The sequence below is a fragment of the Segetibacter sp. genome, from assembly GCF_025963695.1.
In the GTDB taxonomy this organism is placed as follows: Bacteria; Bacteroidota; Bacteroidia; order Chitinophagales; family Chitinophagaceae; genus Segetibacter.
Map to the genome: position 1 here is coordinate 42,456 of NZ_JAOQAH010000042.1, position 19,622 is coordinate 62,077.

Sequence of the window (19,622 nt, forward strand, 5' to 3'; positions counted from 1 at the left end):
ATCTTCTACCGAACCATAATGGTTTGTAGTTGAAGAGTGCGACGCAACGATGTTGGGTTCGAGAACTCATTGGCTCGTCATACAGAAATACTGTTACTGAAAATCCTCGTACCGTCCCATTAAGAACTCAAACACTAGGCTTCTTAACTAACTTATGCAGTCTTATTATTTTTTGTTTAAAGCTACGGTTGCAGCCAACTTATTTTCAACTCTGTTTAGTACCCATTCACCAACAGCTAGCCCCTGTTTCCGGCCATTATCTACCGCGTCCATAAAATGAATACCTCCGTAAAAACGAGAGATGCCCGCCTCTATAGCTGCTTCCTGAAATGATTTGAACTTGCGACCGGGTAATCCGTAAGCTTTTTCTGAAGTGTCTTCGTAATGAAAATCGTTTCCAAAATAATGCGATAATATAACGGCAGAGGCTGCAGAAATAGTGGAGTGACCGCTAAGATACTCAGGGAACGGGGGTGTTTGAAGCAAAGGTTTGTAAGTTGGATCAATATACTGTCGAATAGCTGTTTCAGGGCGAATGCGATTGCTCCGGAATTTTTCGTCCCAGCAGCAAATGAACCCATCCATAAGCGCAACTGAAACCATTGTGTGTACTTTCATTGATTTAGCAAAATCTGCTTTAGACTCTTTACATGCAATTCCGGTAATCATAAGCCAGTGTGCCCCTGGTGACATTTTCTTCTGCCCCGACATTAAATGTCCGTTGTCCTGCAATGCAAAAGGATTGCAGTCCCAGAAAGCTGCGATCTCTTTTTGTTCCTTCGATAAATGGATGCTCTCCGTATAATTAAAGTTGAGCATCCTAAAGAAAGGCGAATTTTTGTTGGTTGAAAAAGCGACTGGTGGAGCAGGCTTAAACTGTATACAGGTATCGAGTGTGAAGGGGCGAACAGTATTGAAATAAGGTTCAACCGGCGCAAAAAAACCAGGCGGAGTCGGGTACCAGCTTCCTGGTACTGACTGAGGGGTATACCTTGCATAATTACTGATCCTGTTATATTTATCCGCCTTTGCGTATGCAAGTATCGCCTTACTTATGGCCTTCGCATATTTTGTAGAATTAGCAATTACGTCTTCTGCCAAACCTTGCCTTCTGCAGGAGTCTAAAAAAATGACTTGAAAAGAATCGACGTAAGCTCCGGAAGGTTGCATCTTTTTTGCCGTTTCCATCATTGCGAGCAGGGCGCTCAACTCGATGGAGTACCCAATTATGCTATCTGGCCTGTATAGTGTTGGATAATTATTTAAAACGCCGGACATACTCTTGTACGCACTGTCATTTTGCGAAATAACTTCGTAGCCTGCAAGTGTAGCATAAGAAAAAAAGCGGGCAGCAAGGGGCGGATTTGTTACGTCATGCACCATAATATCCGTCATCCTGTTAATAACCTCGCTTATGTGCGCGGAACTAAACGTAAGGGTTTGCTTTTGGTGCGTTACCGATTGACTACAACCTGATAAAACGGTTATTAAAAAGATAAGAGCTCCTACATTTTTCATCATCGTACTTTGTAAGCTTTAACCGGCATTTGGTTCACTCCGAACAAAAGGGTATTGTTTATTTGTAAAATACTTCTGACATCCCCCATAAGGTTAAAGCCGGATTGTTGCTGTTTGATGTATGTGAAGTTGCCTTTGCCATCACCCTTCAATAACATTCCATAGTTCGCATCATATTTTCCAAACCGTAAACGGCTTTTACTGATATTACCGCCTAGAATTAAATCTGTTGCACCATCGCCGTTATAGTCAAAAGCATTTATGGCAAATACTGGCGAAAACTGTGCTTCAACCGGTAAGGATACTTCTTTAAATTTACCATCACGGGCTCCCTGGAAATAAGCTGTCTGCAGGTAGTTCGATGTTAAATGTCCTGCACCTTCCAGTTCCTGCTCTGTAAACACTTCCTTTAGCGACGCATCGGAATAACTGTTATAGTCTGCAAAGCGAACACGAGTCATGCTGATTTGGTCGAACAACTCATCGCGGGTGACATAAGGGTAACTTTTGTGCTGGATATAAAAACAAAGTATGGGGTCAACCCCTCCATTGTCGTCAAAGTCTTTAAAATACATTTCCGCCGGTTCTTTGTCTGACGCTACACACTGGGAATTTAATCCCTGGTTTCCCACAATTAGATCGGGATGATTGTCGTGGTTGAAATCACCAACCAGTAACTTGTTCCACCAGCCGCTGTATTTTTTCGCAAAATAAGTGTCAGTCTTGTCCGTTAGCTTACCGTTGTAGTTAGCGAAGACGGTTACAGGCATCCATTCGCCCACTATTACCAGTTCTTGCATGTTGTCGCCATTTAGGTCGTACCATGCAGCATCGGTAACCAAACCAATATGCTCAAGTGCAGGTGCAATCGAGCTTGTTTGATCTCTAAATTGACCCTTGCCGTTATTTATAAGAATATAACTTCTGGGAATTTCAGGATACCGTCCTGGTATAACACGTCCGCCTACAAATAGATCTTGGGCACCATCTCCGTTAATATCCGCCGCTCTTACACAACCCGAACTGGTAAGCATGACGGGTAAAGCATTATCACTTTTTGTAAAGTTCCCCTTGCCATCATTTAGATATAACCTGTCTTGCAATGCAGGATCGTCAGGAGTAAAATTGTGGTATCCCCCATTAGCTACATATAAGTCTAAGACCTTATCGTTGTTTGCGTCAAAAAAAAGTGCATCCGTGTTTTCGCTGTTTTTATCTGTTTGAAAGCCTGGGATTGGTTTTAGGGCAAATGTTCCCCCTTTTTGTTGCAGGTATAATGCAGCAGTTTGCCCGGCAGCACCACCAATAAAAACATCTTCCAAACCATCTGCGTTAACATCTCCCTTAACCATGCACGGGCCAGAAAAGGAAAGCGGGTTAACCATTAAGGGTTGCCTCTTGAAATCATTAACCGAATGGTTTGCCTGCATAAAAGGCAGGGGCGAAGTAGCTTCAGCAAAAATTGCATTGCCGAATGTGGGCCGTTGATATATTGAACCTGCATTTTTTTCTTCTAAAGTAAGCACCTGGCCTGCTTGTATGTTTTGCAGCACCTGTTGTTTTCCACTAAGCCAAACCACTCTTAAAGAATCAATAGTGGCGGTATTGCTGCCTAACCCAAAATGCAAAACAGGTGAAACACTTGATTGGAATCCCCGACAAGTGATTTGCTCCTGGTATTGTTGCTGACCCCTGCTATATAATGTCACTTTAGCGCCAATGCCTTGCGTATTTCTACCCGAACCTATAAATTTCAACTGTAAATATTGATTCTTTAGTTGCCCTTGCGCCTCGTTCTGGTACACGAAAGCTGGCTGGTTTATATTGTTTGCTATTAAATCGAGGTCTCCGTCATTATCAAGATCCGCATACGCGGCACCGTTGCTATTCGACGAGGAATCGAAGCCCCAATTTGTTCCCTGGTTTTTAAAACGGAGGTTGCCGATATTGTGAAATATATAGTTATTTACGTTTGAAGAAGGAATTTTAGAAATCAGGTCCATAACGCTTTGAGGAGTAACTCTGCCTTTTAAATACTGAAAATACGAGCTCTTGAATTTAATGAAATCCATGTTTGTAAAGTCCTTTAAAAATCCGTTCGTTACAAAAAGGTCTTTTAGTCCATCGTTATCATAGTCTCCCATTAAGGGCGCCCAGCTCCAGTCCGTGTTTGACATTCCACTTAATTGGCCTATTTCACTAAAAGTCCCATCCCCATTATTCAGTTGCAACATGTTCCGCATGTACTGATGGTTAAAGCCGGCATGAACCATCATATCAAAATATTCATAGTTGTCGGGACCAAATAATAACCGCTGGCGCTTGTTGTCTTCCGGCAGCATGTCCAGACTTATGATATCAGGTAAACCATCATTATTTATATCTGCAATATCGTTCCCCATCGAATAAAGGGAAGTATGCCCGATACTGCTTTTCAATTTGTCGCTAAAGGTGCCATTCCTATTATTGATCCAAAGATGATCTGGTGCTGAATAGTCGTTAGAGACATACATATCGGGCCATCCGTCCTGGTTTATATCGGCTACACTAACACCAAGACCGTAGGAAAACCCTGATTTGTCCAAGCCTGCCTGCGCTGATACATCGTTAAATTTGCCCCCCTTGTTCTGGTATAATTTAGCGTGCATGTTTGGCTCCGGCTTTTTTAGGATCTGCTGTATTGTTGCCTCATCGAGGTGACTAAAGGGTGAGGGGTTGTGATTAAGCAGGAACATGTCGAGATCGCCATCACGGTCATAGTCGAAAAAAGCAGCCTGCGTACTAAAAGCAGAATCAGAAAGCCCGTATTCTTTTGCCTGGTCAACAAACGTTGGTACCCCGTTCGCGCCATTTCCCTGGTTAATTAGTAATTGATTGAACCTTGCCTTTCCTGGTAATGGTCCTGAATAACATTGGTAGATATCGAGAAGGCTATCACCGTTCACGTCTGCCACAGTCGCTCCTGTTTTCCAACTGTTTGGCGCACCTTGTACACCTGCGGCAACCGACACATCTTCAAACTTCATCCGGCCTTTGTTCAGGTAAAGCTTGTTTGGAACCTGGTTACCCGAAAAATATACATCCTGCCATCCATCCCGGTTGAAATCGCCTATTGCTACCCCACCACCATTATAAAAATACGGGTAGGACATGATGTTGGCATAAGGGGTTTCTGTTAAGGTATTATTGAAACTGATATTGGTTTTTTCGGGAGGCAGTAAAGTAAATAATGGTGGCCCGGCAGGTTGTTCATTTTCGCCTGTCCCATTTTTGCAGGCAACAGCTACAAGCATCATTATAACAAGGGCAAGAAGGAAGGGAGTTTTAGGGAGATGCATCGTCAGTTATTAATAAGCCGTAAAAATAAGTTCGCTTTTATGTGGTTGATGAGATGAGAAAGGTAATCTAATCCTTGTTCCAGGCTTTTTTCTCAAATTTAAAAACTGCCTTAAACATGGGTTACGTACCCGTTATTAGATGGCATTTAAGCTGGTAATGCTAATACAATTTATAACTTAAATAAAAGTTCTTATCCCTGATGTTGTATAGCTCTGCCTGAACTCCTTTGGGGTACAATCTTTTTTCTTTTTAAAGATCCGGTTGAAATTAGACATGTTGTTAAAGCCGCACTTGTAGGCAACTTCTGTTATGCTATGTGTTGTATCTATCAACATTCGGGACGCATTGCCCAGACGTACTTCGTTAATAGTGTCTACAAACGTTTTTCCTGTTCGGGCTTTGAAGAAACGACTTAAAGCTACTTCTGTCATCCCAGCAATTTTTGCAGCATCGGTTAAGGATAAGTCCTTATCGAAGTTGTTATTTAAATAAGTCATTATTTTTTCAATCCTCCTGCTGTTGTATGAAATTGTTTCAACGGTATTAAAAGAGCCTCCCGACAACGTTTGAATATTTCTTGAAATAGATAGATCATGCAAAATTGACATTAGCTCTAAGACTGAATCGAAGGCGTGTTTTTGGGGAAGTTCAATTAGTCTTGGCATGATTGCCATGGTAGTTTCCTTTGTAAAACATACACCTCGCAATGATCTTTCTAACAAACTTCTAATGAAGCTCATCTGATTCCTTTGCAAAAATTTCTCGTCAAAAAGATTTCGGTGAAATTGGATGGTGATTTCCTGTATCTCCTGGCTTTTGCACTTATGAGTAAACCATCCATGTGGCAGGTTTGATCCTACTAGTACTAGCTCAAAATCACCTATTTCTTCTATGTGGTCTCCAATAACGCGTTTAGCTCCTTTTGCGTTCTTAACAAAATTCAATTCAAACTCTTCATGGTAATGCAGAGGAAAATCGAATTTGTCCTTAGTACGTGAAAAAAGAGTAAAGCAATCACTGGAAGTGAGGGGAGTGATTTCTCTTAAAAGTTTAGATGGCATAGCAGTTTTTGTTTAATGCAACTGTTGTTCGGTTATAAAAGTATGTATTTGTCTTGAGATCTCACACACGCACAACAGTAACTAATATATCTTCTACTAGTATAAATTATACTGAGAAAGTACTTTTTGTATTAAAATAAGTTTAAAAAAGAAGATTTTTAAAAGGTTAAGTATGATCAAATACTATAAAAAATACCTGTTATTGATAAAAAAGTATCATTGTACTGGTACTATTCAACATAGTTTTGGCAAAACAAATTCAAAGTTTGCTATATGTTTAAAAATGTACTCCAAAAGGGGCTGCTATTGTTAGCAAGTGTCCTCTTTTTTATTACTTCCTGGTCCCAGGGAAGAACGGTTACCGGAACAATATTGGATGATAAAAATACTCCGCTTTCCGGCGCAACAGTCACAGTTAAAGGTACCACCGTAAGCACAAGCACAAACCAGGAAGGAGCATTTAGATTGCAGGTTCCCGGAACAGCCCGAACATTGGTTGTTTCTTTTGTAGGCATGCAAACAAAGGAAGTTGGTATTGGAACAGGAACTGCTCCTATTAGTATCTCGCTCACAGGCGGCGCAAGTACTTTAAATGATGTAGTGGTGGTTGGATATGGAAGGTCTAGAAGGGCTAACCTTACCACTGCACAAACTTCTGTAGGTGCGAAAGAAATTGAAAGAACAGTAAATACTACGGTTGAGCAGGCTATTCAGGGTCGTGCAGCCGGCGTTTATGTTACACAGAATTCAGGTCAGCCAGGTGGTGGCATATCTGTATCCATACGAGGTGTAAGCTCAATTAATAATGCGACTGAACCTCTTTATGTTATTGATGGTGTTCAAATACAGGGAACTACCAGTGGAAACTCCTCTGGTAATCTTGCAGGTTTAAATCCTTCAGACATTGAAGACATGCAGATATTACAAGGACCTTCTGCTACAGCAATCTATGGTTCTCGTGGAACTAACGGTGTTGTATTGATTACCACTAAACGTGGAAAATCTGGTGAAGCAAGAATGACCTATGGTTTTCAATATAATGTGCAAACACCTCCAAAACGCTTTAGCGTAATGAGTTTGCAACAGTATGCCCAAATGCAGATTGCATATAAAGCAATTGCTGGTGGAGTTGTGAGAGGTGAGCTGCTAGACCCTACGTTACTTGGTACTGGTACTGATTGGCAGGGCGAATTGTTTAATAATGCAGCCATGCAAAAGCACCAGTTAAGCTTAAGCGGTGGTAGTAACAACACCACTTATTATATGTCAGGCGAATATTTAAATCAGGCGGGTGTTGCGGTTGGTTCTGGCTTTGACAGGTATAGTTTTAGAATAAACCTTGACACTAAGCCAAGAGACTGGATCACTATAGGTACCAATCTTAGTTTTAATCAGACCAATGAAAGAACAACTACCAGCCAAAATGGTCTTATTTCCAGTTCTATACAATTAAGTCCTGAAGTGCCTGTAAAAACTATTAGTGGTGCATGGGGCGGTGGCGATCTTTCAAACCCGGCTCACCAATTCGCACCTGTTAATCCAATTGCGATATCTACATTAACTACAAATAAAAATAGCAGGAAACAATTTCTAGGTGGCCTTAATTTGGGTCTTAATTTAACAAAGGGACTTACGTTCAGATCTTCATTTAACACCAACCTCGGATATGGCGGTTCAACCTATTTTCAACCTACCTATGCAATTGGTTGGGCAATCAATACCACTGCCGCTTTAGAAAACGGTACAAGCCAAAATACTTATTGGAACTGGAACCAGTTACTTGAGTACACTAAACAGGCCGGGAAACACAACATTGGAGCAATGGTAAGTCATGAAGCACAAGCTTCAACTTATAAAAATGTTGGTGGCAGAAGAACAGGGTTTCTTACTAACAATATCTTAGATCTAAGTGCAGGAAATGCAACTACGGCTAGCAATACCGGTGGATCGGGGCAGTGGGGAATGGAATCTTACTTAGCGAGACTGAACTACGGCTATGATAACAGGTATCTACTAACTGCAACTTATCGCAGAGATGGTTCTGTATATTTTGGACCAGAAAAAAGGTGGGGATCTTTCCCTTCTGTGTCTGCAGCGTGGAGAGTGTCACAAGAGAAATTCTTTAACGTTCCCTTCATCAGTGAGCTAAAATTGAGATTAGAAACAGGTCTGACGGGAAACCAGGGTTTCTCCAGCGACCCTATCTACTCGCCACTTGCTGCAGGAGCAAGCCCATGGGGGTCAAGCTTTTTGCCTTCTGTATATCCTAACAAAGGACTTCAGTGGGAAGAAACAGATACTAAAAATATAGGTGCAAATCTGGGAATGTTTAAAAACAGGGTTTCTGTTGACTTCGATTATTATGTGAAGAATACAGATAACATGCTTTTATCAGCTTCTATTCCCTGGTATATGGGTTCGAACGGAACTGCAGCGGTGCAGCCTCCAACAGTCAACGCCGGATCGCTTCAAACCAAGGGATGGAGTTTTACTTTGAATACAACTAACGTAAGCACAAAAGACTTTAAGTGGGAGACTAATTTAAACTTATCGCACTTTAAGACTACGATTACAAGTTTAAATAATAAGAATGGATTCTTAGAGCGCTCATCATGGTGGTTAAACCAGGCAGACCCCTGGTCACAGCGTTCTGCAGTTGGTCTTGAGCCCTGGTTAATGAGAGGGTATATTGAAGAAGGGCTCTTCACATCTGTAGAAGAAATAAACAAGAGCGCAGTTCCGGTAGACAATAGTGGCAACAGGCGTCCAACAGCAGCAACAAACGGTATCTGGATAGGTGATATTAAACTAAAGGATATTAATGGCGACGGCAAGATTACCAGTGATGACAAAACTTATATTGGTAATCCATGGCCTAAGTTATTCGGTGGTTTCACAAACTCTTTCAGCTATAAAGGATTTGACCTGAGTGTACTGATTACCGGTACTTACGGAAATGATATTTATAACTTTATGGCTTGGGAAAACTCCAATCCAAATAACATTAACCTGGGCCGTAACATGATGTCGCATGCGTATGATTATGCAAAGTTGACAACAGATAAAGATGGCAATCCAGTGCTTGCAAATCCTGGAACAGATGTAGCAAGAATTATCTCAGGTGTAGACGTTAACGGTAACTATGCCCGCCAAACAAGTAAGTGGGTAGAAAGTGGTTCATTTATAAGGCTTAAAAACGTCTCATTATCTTATAACCTACCTACATCTTTAATCTCCCGTCAGAAGCTGGTTCGGGGTGTAAGAGCAACTTTAGGAGCACAGAATTTAGCAACTATAACAGGCTACTCCGGTTTTGATCCTGAGGTTGGTGCTTATACAGGTGTTAATGCTGGTAATAACGGTCCTATCGGACTTGACTACGGTCGTTATCCTTTAACTCCTATCTACACATTTAGCTTAAATGTAAATTTTTAAAGAATTAGAAAAATGAAGAAGATTAATTATAAAATGTATCTGGTTGGCTTAGTGGCTCCAATCGTATTTCTTTCAGGATGTAAAAAAGACTTCCTTGAAAAGCCACCCACAGATAGAATAACTGATGCCAGTTTTTATAAAACCGACGAGCAGGTGTTGGCTGGTACTGCAGGATTATATAACAAGGTTTGGTTCGATTACAACGACAAGGCTTCTTATAACATTGGTGATTTCAGATCGGGAACTACCTTCTCGGCTTACAACGACCGCGGTAATGTATTGTTTAATACAACTGCGGAAAATGGAGAAAATAACGCATCATACCGTTCTTTCTACCAGGTAGTTGCCCAGTCTAACCTTACCATCATTAATATTAACAACAATGCAGGTGATGGAGTTTCTCCTGCAACAAAGAAGATGGCAATAGCTGAAGCAAGGTTTATGAGAGCTTTAGCTTACCGTTATCTGGTGATGAACTGGGGTGAAGTGCCGGTTATTACAAATAACCTTGAAGTACTAACGGATACTTCACTTGTTAGAAATACAATACCGAGTATATGGAGATTCATTACACGTGAAATGCGTGCTGTTGCAGAAGACTTGCCAGCAACTGCAGTTCAACCTGGCAGACTTACCAAATGGTCTGCGGAAGGTATGTTAGCCCGCTTCTACCTTGCAAGGGCAGGCGTAGAATCAACTGGTCCAACAGGAAGAAACCAGACTTTCCTTGATAGTGCTAAATATTATGCACAGGACGTTATTGCTAATAGTGGTTTACAATTATTAGGTAAATACGAGGATCTCTTTAAATACCCTTACGATAATAATAAAGAGTCTTTGTTCGAATTGCAGTGGGTTTATCAGCCGGGCCAATTTGGCGCACAGAATAGTACACCCGCTTACCTGAACTTTAGCCCGGATATTGCTAACGGCGACGGATGGGGTGGAGATAAAGGAGCAACATGGTGGATGCTGAGCCAATACGAAGGATTTACACAGGTGGCGGATACTATGATAACAGGTCGTACACTAGACCAGAGGCTCAAAGCAACTTATATGCTGCCGGGCGCAAGTTACCCGGAAATAACCCAAGCAATGCCAACAGGTAAGCAGAAATTAATTTTTCCTTACGTGGGTGGTGATGTGAATTTTGCGAGTATCAAAAAGTATGTGATAGGTAAGGCTGAAGACGTAGGCGGACAAGCTGCACAACAAAATTACCCTAACGATACCTACATGCAGAGACTTGCAGAAATGTATTTGATTTATGCTGAAGCGGTTCTTGGTAACAATGCTTCTACAAATGATGCAACTGCATTAGAGTATTTCAACAAAGTACACACACGTGCTGGTTTGGCACCATTTAGACTTACAGATCCTGTTACAGGTGCAGCTACCCCACTTACTTTTGATGTTATTTTTAAAGAAAGAGTGCTGGAGTTTGCAATGGAAGGCGTTGCATGGTATGATTTGGTCAGACTGCATTATTACAATCCTCAGAAGGCTTATGCAATTTTAAACAGCCAGGACAGAGGGTACTATAACATTACTCCTGATGTTTTTCCTAATCCAAATTCGTGGACAATTAAGAAAACAAGGTGGGCTACAACGGATAGAAGAGTAAATGCAAACGCCGGCAATTTCCGTCTGCCTATACCATCTGCTGAGATTACACAGGCACCTAACTTAACTAAGCCTGCTGTTGATTATCCATAAGCAATTAAAATCATTGTATAAAATTTGCAAGTCAAATGAAAACATTAAATAAATCGATATTATTATTATTTGTCATGGCTCTCGCCGTGGCAACCAGCTTCACTTCTTGTAAAAAGGAGGATCTTCCAAATGGTGGTCAACCTAGAATTAAGTATGTACGAGTAACCAATCCTGCATCCGCGGACTCTTTATTAGTAGGAGCAGCGCAGGGTAACCTGATTGCCATCATTGGTGAAAACCTTGGTGGAGCGCAGCGTATGTGGTTTAACAATCAACCTGCCACTTTAAACCCAACTTACATTACCGATAACTCCATTATTGTAAATGTGCCCACTCCAATTCCAACTACAATTAATAATAAACTAAAAATTTATTTTGCAAGTGGAGACTCATTGCTTTATGATTTCCAGGTTCAGATTAGCAAGCCTACTGTTACCAGTATGACTTCTGAGTATGTAAATACAGGTGATGTAGCTACTATAAACGGCAATTTCTTCTACGCACCTCTTACAGTTACATTTACCGGTGGAGTAAACGGTGATTTAGTATCTGTTACCGATAAAATAATCCAGGTAAGGGTACCAAACGGTGCGCAGCCCGGGCCAATAACGGTGAAAACAAATTTTGGAGAGACAAAGTCGAACTTTTGGTTTAGAGATAACAGAAACATTTTTATTAGTAGCGATCCTTATGAAGGTTGGTGGAATGCTTCATACGTGGTTAAACCAACAGATATAAAAGCAGGAGATCCTGTTGCTATTAACGGCAATTATATCCGCGTAAAGAAGACCTTGGGTGCCTGGAGTTGGAATGAGATAGCAGGTGGCGCAGCTGATGCAATGCCAAATCACAGCAAAAATATTCCTGATGCAGCTATACTTAAGCCCGAAGATTACAATGTTAAGTTCGAGATCAATACGATTAAACCTTACAACGCAGGAATTATGAGGCTTAACCTTGCATTGAATGCCGAAGACAATGATGCTTATCAATGGAAGCCTCCTTATGATACAAAGGGACAGTGGCAAACAGTTACTATTCCATTTGAAGAAATCGTAGCAAGTTATAAAGTGAAGCCTACTGTAAATCCTAAAGGCTACTGGACCAGATTGCTTATTCAGGGTCCTGGAGATCTGGATGCTGACATTTCCCTGGACAATTTCCGTGTAGTACCAAAGGTTATCAAATAAACATTACTTAAAGTATAACAAATAAAAATAATGAATAGGATATTTAATAAGTCGCTTCTGTCATTGATATGGGTGGTAATGTTAATTGGATTACTTACTGCCTGTAAAAAGGATAGCAATGTAAATTCGGGAAAAGTAGAATTAATGAGTTTTGGCCCTACAGGTGCGAAACCCGGCGACACGTTACGCTTTATCGGCAATAACCTTAACCAGGTTACAGCTATAGATTTAACAGGCGCCAGTGTACCATCATCTGCGTTTATTCAAATGACTCCTGAGTTAATCTCCCTTATAGTACCTCAACAAACACAGCAGGGATATGTAACGCTTAGAACGCCCCAAGGTGATATCGTTTCAAAGACCAGGTTAAACCTAATGGTGCCTGTTACAATCGCATCTATAACTAAAGAAGCGCGTCCGGGTGGCAATGTTACCATTACCGGCCGATATATGAACTGGGTAACCAGGGTTACGTTTGCAAAGAATAAAGTAGCAGACACTACGGCTTTTGTAAGTAAATCATTAACTGAGTTAGTGGTTAGGGTTCCTGCTGATGCGCAAACCGGACCGGTTGTTTTATCTTATGGTGGAACAGAACCAAAGGATATTGAAAGTGCGGATACTGTAAAAGTAACCTTACCTGTAAGTACCGCTTTTTCACCTACGCCTGTTAAGCATCAGACTAATCTTACCATTACGGGTACTAACCTCGACCTTGTGAAACAGGTTGTGTTTACTGGCGTTACCACACCTGTAACAACATTTGTTAGTCAGTCGGCTACCCAGGTTGTGGTTAAGGTGCCAGCTAGTACACAAAAAGGTAAAGTATCATTACTTGCTGCTTCCGGTGTAGCTACCGTTTCTACCACTGATTTAGATGTCGTGTTGCCGTCTATAACTTCAATGTCTCCAAACCCGGTTAATCCTGAAGGTAATGTTACTATCACTGGTACTGACCTTGACCTTGTTACCGGAGTAAAGTTTACAGGTGTTGCAACCGCTGTTACAAGTTTTGTAAGTCAATCTCCAACTTCAGTTGTGGTTAAAGCCCCTGCAGGCGCTATAAAAGGTAAGTTGACACTGAGTATACTAAATTCTACTCTTACAGTGTCAACTGCCGATGACATTAAATTTGTTGGCGCGTCTGACCTTACTCCTTTTAAAGTAGTAGTTTTTGAAGAAGCTCTGGATAGCAATTGGGAAAAGTGGGGCGGTTGGGGTACTTCCGTGCAGGATATGGCAAATACCGAACAGGCACTTTCAGGAACCAAAGCAATTAAAATAACATGGACCGACGCTTATGGCGGATTTCAGCTGCATCCGAAGTCGAGCTTTCCTTTAAGTAGTTATACTGCTATCAGGGTTTCAATTTATGGTGGTGCAGGTACCGTTACAGGTTCTAAAGTAACCATGTTTATAAAAAGTGCTGCTGGAGTACAAAGCCCGAATAAAGAATTGGTTTTAAAAGCAGGCGAATACACTACATACGAAATTCCATTAAGCCAATTAGGTAATCCAACAGATATTTCTGAGTTGAATTTTCAAAACGCTGGAACTCCAACCATCACCATATATGTTGATGATTATGGTTTATTTTAATAGGAGTAGTCAACTTAAATAAAAAAAGCCTCCTGTGCAGTCAAGATACTATTCATTTTCTTGACTTGCTACAGGAGGTTTTTTTATTAGTGCTATTTTCGATTTAGAAACAGAAGATCTGTTGTCTCTCTTTTGTTGGCGATGATAAAGGTGAACAATTGGTCGGCGCTACGCCCTCACCTTATCTACTCCTTGTTTTCTCCAAAACTTAAAAGCCTTCTATTAACTTAAAAAACGTTATTTCATAAAATTGAGTAAAGAAAATTTGTATTGATAAGGGGGGTTAAAGTTTAACTTGGAACGCATCGTTATCCTGGCGCTTTAAATTGCGGATGTACAAGAGTGCGACGCAAGCGAAGCTAAATAAAAGAAAAAATGCCGGGTTCAAAAAAAACTATTAAAAATTGGTGAAGCTACAATTAATAGACATTCTGATTATGGTTGCCTACCTGGTTTCTATGCTGCTTATAGGCGTATTTATGCGCAAGAAAGCAAGCCAGGATAAAGAGAGTTACCTGATGGGGGGCAAAAAGCTGCATTGGTTTCTTTTAGGAACGAGCGATGCCTCTGATATGTTTGATATCAGTGGTACTATGTGGATGGTGGCTTTGTGTTTTGTTTATGGTTTTAAAAGTATTTGGATACCCTGGCTGTGGCCTGTGTTTAACCAGATCTTTAATATGATGTTTTTGTCTAAATGGCTGCGACGTTCTAACGCTGATACAGGCGCCGAATGGCTTGCAACCCGGTTTGGTGTAAGGGGTGAGGGGGTGAAAGCATCACACAATATTGTTGTTGTATTTGCCCTGATGGGGTGCCTCGGATTTTTGGCTTATGGCTTTGTAGGCCTCGGTAAATTCCTGGAAATATTCATTCCCTGGAATATTGTACAGCCTTATGTGCCTTTTCATATAGCACCTGCATATGTCGCCCATTTTTACGGAATTGTGTTTACGCTGTTTGCCATGTTTTACTCCATCTTGGGTGGAATGCACAGTATAGTTATTGGCGACCTCGTGAAATATATTATCATGACTATTGGATGTGTTGCTATCGGGTATATAGCAATGACACATTTACAGGGCCAAAAGCTGAATTTACCAAAAGGATGGGATAGCCCTTTCTTTGGTTTAAACCTCGGCCTCGACTGGCGCAACATACTTCCTGCTGCAACCAAAAAAATTGAAGAGGATCAATTTGGCCTGTTCGGTATCTTCTTTATGATGATGTGTTTTAAAGGTGTGCTTGCAAGTTTAGCTGGTCCTGCACCTAACTACGATATGCAGAAAGTGCTGTCTACACGGTCGCCAAAAGATGCCTCTAAAATGACCGGTTTTGTTTCAATTATATTATTGCCTATTCGTTACACTATGGTAATTGGTTTAACTGTTTTGGCGGTACTTTATTATAATCAGTTAGATCTTTCTATTTCCGGCGGAGGCACAGATTTCGAGCGAATTCTTCCGGGAGCTATAAATAATTTTTTGCCCGCTGGTATATTGGGAATAGTACTAACTGGTTTGTTGGGAGCTTTCATGGGCACTTTTTCAGGAACACTGAATGCCGCCCAGGCCTATATTGTAAATGACATTTATTTGAAATACATTAATCCTACGGCTCCCGATAAAAGGATTATTTATATGAATTACCTCGTAGGTGTTGTGGTGGTTGCTGTAGGAGTTACCATAGGCTTTTTTGCAAAAGACGTAAACAGCATTTTGCAATGGATAGTGGGCGCACTATACGGAGGTTATATAGCAGCAAATATGCTGAAATGGTATTGGTGGAGATTTAATGCCAGTGGTTTTTTCTGGGGCATGATGGCAGGCATAACTGCGGCGCTCGTGTTTCCTATCATTTTTACTGGGTTACCACTTTACAACTGGCCGCTGTTGTTTTTGATATCTGTGATGGGTTGTATCGCAGGTACCTACGCTGCTCCACCAACGGATATGAAAGTTTTAAAAAAATTTTATAGCACGGTGAGACCATGGGGTTTTTGGAAGCCGGTACATGAACAAGTTATTGCAGATAACCCGGAGTTTGTACCTAATAAAAGATTTAAGCTGGACATGTTTAATGTAGTGCTTGGAGTAATAGCACAAACTGCTCTTACAATTCTACCAATGTACTTGATTTTATGGATGAAGCTTCCGTTATTAGTTACGATACTATTGCTGGCGGCTATTGCTTTAATTCTTAAAAAGACATGGTGGGATAAACTGGAAGATTAGAAAAGCAGCTGCTACGACTTTGAGCTTTTAGCCAGATTAGGGTAAATAAATTGAGTTCTCAAAAATAAAAAAAATAAAAAAGCTGGCAGCTTGAGGCTAACCGCTTGTAGCAAAAAAGTAAAATACGAGGATATGAGTAACTATTATGAAAAGAGGCTGCAGGGTTTGCAGGAAGCATACGATAAGTTAATTGGCAGGCCAAATAGAAGAGAGGAATTAGGTAACGGTGTATATGAAAGATACCAGTACCCGGTCGTAACCGGGCAGCACGCTCCCTTAACGTGGCGATACGATTTCAGCCGACAAACTAATCCCTACTTAATGGAACGGTTTGGCATAAATGCGGCACTAAATGCAGGAGCGATAAAATTCAACGGTAAATATGTAGTTATTGTACGAGTTGAAGGGATTGATAGAAAGTCTTTTTTCGCCGCTGCTGAAAGTGATAACGGCATTGATAATTTTCGTTTTTGGGATCGCCCTATCACAATGCCCGAAACTAAAAACCCTGCTACTAACATCTATGATATGCGTGTAGTGCAACACGAAGACGGTTGGATTTATGGACTGTTTTGTGCTGAGCGCCGCGATCCTAATGCTCTTGAAAGCGATCAGTCGTCTGCAGACGCACAGTGTGGAATAGCACGTACAAAAGACCTGGTAAACTGGGATCGTCTTCCTGATCTGAAGACGCCTTCACCTCAACAGAGAAACGTTGTTTTACACCCCGAGTTTGTGAAAGGGAAATATGCATTCTATACACGTCCGCAAGATGGCTTTATTAACGCAGGCAAAGGTGGTGGAATTGGTTTTGGCCTTGCAGATTGTATGGAAAATGCGGTGATAAAAGAAGAAATTGTAATTGACAAAAGGGTTTATCATACAGTGTATGAAGCAAAAAATGGCTTAGGTCCTGCCCCAATAAAAACAGGAAAAGGCTGGCTGCATTTGGCCCATGGAGTTCGCAACACGGCCGCAGGTTTACGCTATGTACTATATATGTTTATGACGGATCTGCAAGACCTAACTAAGGTCACGCACAAGCCAGCAGGTTTCTTTATGGCTCCCGAAGGACAGGAAAGGGTAGGAGATGTATCAAACGTATTATTTAGCAACGGCTGGATAGCCGACGATGATGGCACTGTCTTTATCTATTATGCATCTTCAGACACCCGCCTACATGTAGCCACTTCCACTATAGACCGCCTGGTGGATTATGTGGTTAATACGCCTGAAGATGGTTTACGATCTGAAAATACAGTTCATACGATTAATAAAATTATTGATCGAAACCTTGCTATTGCTAACCGGCAAAATGACCAGCAATATCATCAAATGAAGATGCATTAAATGAGAAATATTCAAGAAGAAATGAGTGAACTTTTGAAGAACTACAGGAAGGAGATGCAGCAGGAATTAGAAAACATTCTTTCCTACTGGATAAAGTATTCCATCGATCTAAGAAATGGAGGCTTTTACGGCAAGATAAATAATACAAATAAAATACAGGAAGACGCTCCAAAGGGTTCGGTGTTAAATAGCAGGATATTATGGACTTTTTCAGCTGCTTATAATCTTACAAAAAGACCTTATTACCTTCAAACTGCTGAAAGGGCTTTTAAATATATAAATTCTTATTTTATAGATAAGGAGTTTGACGGTGTTTACTGGACAGTTGATTATAGCAGAACTGCTGCTGATACCAGGAAGCAAATCTATGCGTTGGCTTTTGCAATCTATGGTTTAAGCGAGTATTACAAAGCAAGCGAGGATGAGAGGGCTAAGCAGTTAGCAATTAATTTGTATAAGGCAATCATCAAACATAGCTATGATAAAGTGTATGGTGGATATTTTGAAGCCTTTACAAGAGACTGGAAAGAGATAAGCGATTTCCGTCTGAGTGCGAAGGACTCCAACGAGAAGAAATCAATGAATACGCACCTGCACATTTTAGAGGGGTTTGCCAACCTTTATCTCATTTGGCCTGATGTTGTTTTAAAGCAACAGATAGTGGAACTAATTAATATTTTCCTTACCCGCATTATTGATGCCGAAACAAATCATCTTGTTTTATTTTTTGATGAAAGATGGAACAGGAAATCTAGCACAATATCGTTTGGTCATGATATAGAAGCAGCCTGGTTGGTACAGGAAGCGGCGGAAATAATACAGGATGAAGAGCTGGCGGAAAAAGTTAAAGTAAGGTCACTAGAAGTTGCTGAAGCTGTAGCAAGAGGACTAGACACTGACGGCGGCTTGTGGTATGAAAAGGACGTGGCTCAGAACCATTTGATCAAAGAGAAACATTGGTGGCCGCAAGCTGAAGCTATGGTTGGTTTTTATAATGCTTACCAAATTTCGGGCGATCCGTCTTTTCTTGAAAGATCATGGAACAGCTGGAAATTTGTTCAGCAGTATATTCTTGATGAAAAAGATGGCGAATGGTTTTGGGGCATCAACGAAGACTACACCATTATGCAAGGCGAGGATAAAGTGGGGCTTTGGAAGTGCCCCTATCACAACGGCCGGGCTTGTATTGAAATTATAAAGCGTGTGGTGGTGGAATAGAAAGCTCTTTATGAGCCGCCGGAGGAGCGTTATGGGCTTCACTATTTGTGCAACCTTTTGCCAAAAAATACATTAGTCCAAGAATAACGACTGCTACCAGTATTAAGGTGCTTAAGGAAGAATCTTTCTCAGTGTGATTATGCAAATCAGACATACAATAAACATTTAGTTTTTTAATTCGTTGTGTTAGTAACTGTAAAAAATTGTGCCTTGCATACTTATATATTCCCTTTCTTTAATTCATCCATCGCATGATTAGCCGCACGGGCTGTCAAAGCCATAAACGTCAAGGTAGGATTTTGTGTTCCCGTAGACGTCATACAAGATCCGTCACTTACAATTACATTCTTACAAGCGTGTAACTGGTTCCACTTATTCAACATCGATGTTTTCGCATCTTCCCCCATACGAACTCCGCCCACTTCATGAATATCAGCTCCCGGAGGTGACTTTGTATCTTCAGCATTGATCCTGATAAAACCGGCTTTAGAAAACATCTCCTTGGTTTGTTCAATATAGTCAGCCACCATCTTATCATCATTCTCGCTCCACTCGCACGACACAATCAATTGCGGAATCCCATACTTATCTTTTAAATCTGCATGAAGGCGGACATGGTTTTTTTCAAGCGGAACCACTTCCCCCATCATCCAACTACTAAGCCGCCAGTTGCCTAACTTTGGATGTAAGATATTTTCTCTCAGCTCATCGCCAATCTTACTGGTATCTGTCCACGCTCCCCTTCCGCCGCCAATACCTATCGCGTAGCCGCGCAAAAAATCAGTCTCCTGTTTTAAAACATTTCTAAATCGCGGCATGTACGCGTTGCTGGGATTACGACCGTCTGTAGTCTTGTCTGTAAAGCCTTCATATTCGGCCCCACCTTTACCCCGGTAGTTGTGCCACGATATGAATTTGCCTAACACATTTCCGTCGTTACCCAAACCATTGGGAAAACGATT

The 19,622-nt window shown here is 41.1% G+C and carries 12 protein-coding genes; 7 read left to right on the forward strand and 5 right to left on the reverse strand.

The window, feature by feature from the left end; genetic code table 11:
• Positions 1-165: 165 nt before the first annotated feature.
• The 3 genes from JWR87_RS07635 to JWR87_RS07645 all read right to left on the reverse strand — a co-directional run bounded on the left by JWR87_RS07635 (position 166) and on the right by JWR87_RS07645 (position 5,918).
• Positions 166-1,521 carry a vanadium-dependent haloperoxidase gene (locus JWR87_RS07635; RefSeq protein ID WP_297817816.1) on the reverse strand — a complete coding sequence of 452 codons (1,356 nt, stop codon included), beginning with the start codon at positions 1,519-1,521 and terminating at the stop codon, positions 166-168.
• Positions 1,518-4,856 carry a VCBS repeat-containing protein gene (locus JWR87_RS07640; RefSeq protein WP_297817819.1) on the reverse strand — a complete coding sequence of 1,113 codons (3,339 nt, stop codon included), beginning with the start codon at positions 4,854-4,856 and terminating at the stop codon, positions 1,518-1,520. Before JWR87_RS07640 ends, JWR87_RS07635 begins: the two co-directional genes overlap by 4 nt.
• Before the next feature lie 177 nt (positions 4,857-5,033).
• Positions 5,034-5,918, reverse strand: a complete 885-nt coding sequence (locus tag JWR87_RS07645) for an AraC family transcriptional regulator (RefSeq protein WP_297817822.1) — start codon at positions 5,916-5,918, stop codon at positions 5,034-5,036.
• Between the two features lie 273 nt (positions 5,919-6,191).
• Between JWR87_RS07645 and JWR87_RS07650 the strand changes: the two genes are divergently transcribed.
• The 7 genes from JWR87_RS07650 to JWR87_RS07680 all read left to right on the forward strand — a co-directional run bounded on the left by JWR87_RS07650 (position 6,192) and on the right by JWR87_RS07680 (position 18,660).
• Positions 6,192-9,353 carry a TonB-dependent receptor gene (locus JWR87_RS07650; RefSeq protein WP_297817825.1) on the forward strand — a complete coding sequence of 1,054 codons (3,162 nt, stop codon included), beginning with the start codon at positions 6,192-6,194 and terminating at the stop codon, positions 9,351-9,353.
• A 12-nt stretch (positions 9,354-9,365) separates the two neighbouring features.
• The gene (locus JWR87_RS07655; RefSeq protein WP_297817828.1) at positions 9,366-11,069 is read left to right on the forward strand and encodes a RagB/SusD family nutrient uptake outer membrane protein; all 1,704 of its coding nucleotides are present in this window, start codon (positions 9,366-9,368) and stop codon (positions 11,067-11,069) included.
• 35 nt (positions 11,070-11,104) lie between these two features.
• A complete protein-coding gene (locus tag JWR87_RS07660; protein WP_297817831.1) occupies positions 11,105-12,259 on the forward strand; it encodes a glycan-binding surface protein in 1,155 nt (384 codons plus the stop codon).
• Positions 12,260-12,289: 30 nt separating this feature from the next.
• Complete coding sequence (locus JWR87_RS07665; RefSeq protein WP_297817834.1) at positions 12,290-13,858, forward strand: IPT/TIG domain-containing protein; 1,569 nt, start codon at positions 12,290-12,292, stop codon at positions 13,856-13,858.
• A 407-nt stretch (positions 13,859-14,265) separates the two neighbouring features.
• On the forward strand, positions 14,266-16,092 hold the full coding sequence (locus tag JWR87_RS07670) for a sodium:solute symporter family protein (RefSeq protein ID WP_297817838.1): 1,827 nt from the start codon (positions 14,266-14,268) through the stop codon (positions 16,090-16,092).
• Positions 16,093-16,224: 132 nt separating this feature from the next.
• Positions 16,225-17,442 (forward strand): glycosidase, encoded by a 1,218-nt coding sequence (locus JWR87_RS07675; protein WP_297817841.1) that lies wholly within the window; start codon positions 16,225-16,227, stop codon positions 17,440-17,442.
• Positions 17,443-18,660, forward strand: a complete 1,218-nt coding sequence (locus tag JWR87_RS07680) for an AGE family epimerase/isomerase (protein WP_297817845.1) — start codon at positions 17,443-17,445, stop codon at positions 18,658-18,660.
• Here the strand turns inward: JWR87_RS07680 and JWR87_RS07685 are convergent.
• Both JWR87_RS07685 and JWR87_RS07690 read right to left on the reverse strand, forming a co-directional pair.
• Positions 18,635-18,814 carry a hypothetical protein gene (locus JWR87_RS07685; protein ID WP_297817848.1) on the reverse strand — a complete coding sequence of 60 codons (180 nt, stop codon included), beginning with the start codon at positions 18,812-18,814 and terminating at the stop codon, positions 18,635-18,637. The two genes, JWR87_RS07680 and JWR87_RS07685, sit on opposite strands and share 26 nt — an antisense overlap.
• Positions 18,815-18,878: 64 nt before the next feature.
• Positions 18,879-19,622 (reverse strand): GMC family oxidoreductase (locus JWR87_RS07690; protein WP_297817851.1); only part of this gene is annotated, 744 nt, incomplete at its 5' end.

Excerpts from the sequence above, each read along its gene's own strand:
- JWR87_RS07635 (WP_297817816.1), bottom strand. The coding sequence starts at position 1,521 with ATGATGAAAAATGTAGGAGCTCTTATCTTTTTAATAACCGTTTTATCA.
- JWR87_RS07640 (WP_297817819.1), bottom strand. The coding sequence starts at position 4,856 with ATGCATCTCCCTAAAACTCCCTTCCTTCTTGCCCTTGTTATAATGATG.
- JWR87_RS07645 (WP_297817822.1), bottom strand. The coding sequence starts at position 5,918 with ATGCCATCTAAACTTTTAAGAGAAATCACTCCCCTCACTTCCAGTGAT.
- JWR87_RS07650 (WP_297817825.1), top strand. The coding sequence starts at position 6,192 with ATGTTTAAAAATGTACTCCAAAAGGGGCTGCTATTGTTAGCAAGTGTC.
- JWR87_RS07655 (WP_297817828.1), top strand. The coding sequence starts at position 9,366 with ATGAAGAAGATTAATTATAAAATGTATCTGGTTGGCTTAGTGGCTCCA.
- JWR87_RS07660 (WP_297817831.1), top strand. The coding sequence starts at position 11,105 with ATGAAAACATTAAATAAATCGATATTATTATTATTTGTCATGGCTCTC.
- JWR87_RS07665 (WP_297817834.1), top strand. The coding sequence starts at position 12,290 with ATGAATAGGATATTTAATAAGTCGCTTCTGTCATTGATATGGGTGGTA.
- JWR87_RS07675 (WP_297817841.1), top strand. The coding sequence starts at position 16,225 with ATGAGTAACTATTATGAAAAGAGGCTGCAGGGTTTGCAGGAAGCATAC.
- JWR87_RS07680 (WP_297817845.1), top strand. The coding sequence starts at position 17,443 with ATGAGAAATATTCAAGAAGAAATGAGTGAACTTTTGAAGAACTACAGG.
- JWR87_RS07685 (WP_297817848.1), bottom strand. The coding sequence starts at position 18,814 with ATGTCTGATTTGCATAATCACACTGAGAAAGATTCTTCCTTAAGCACC.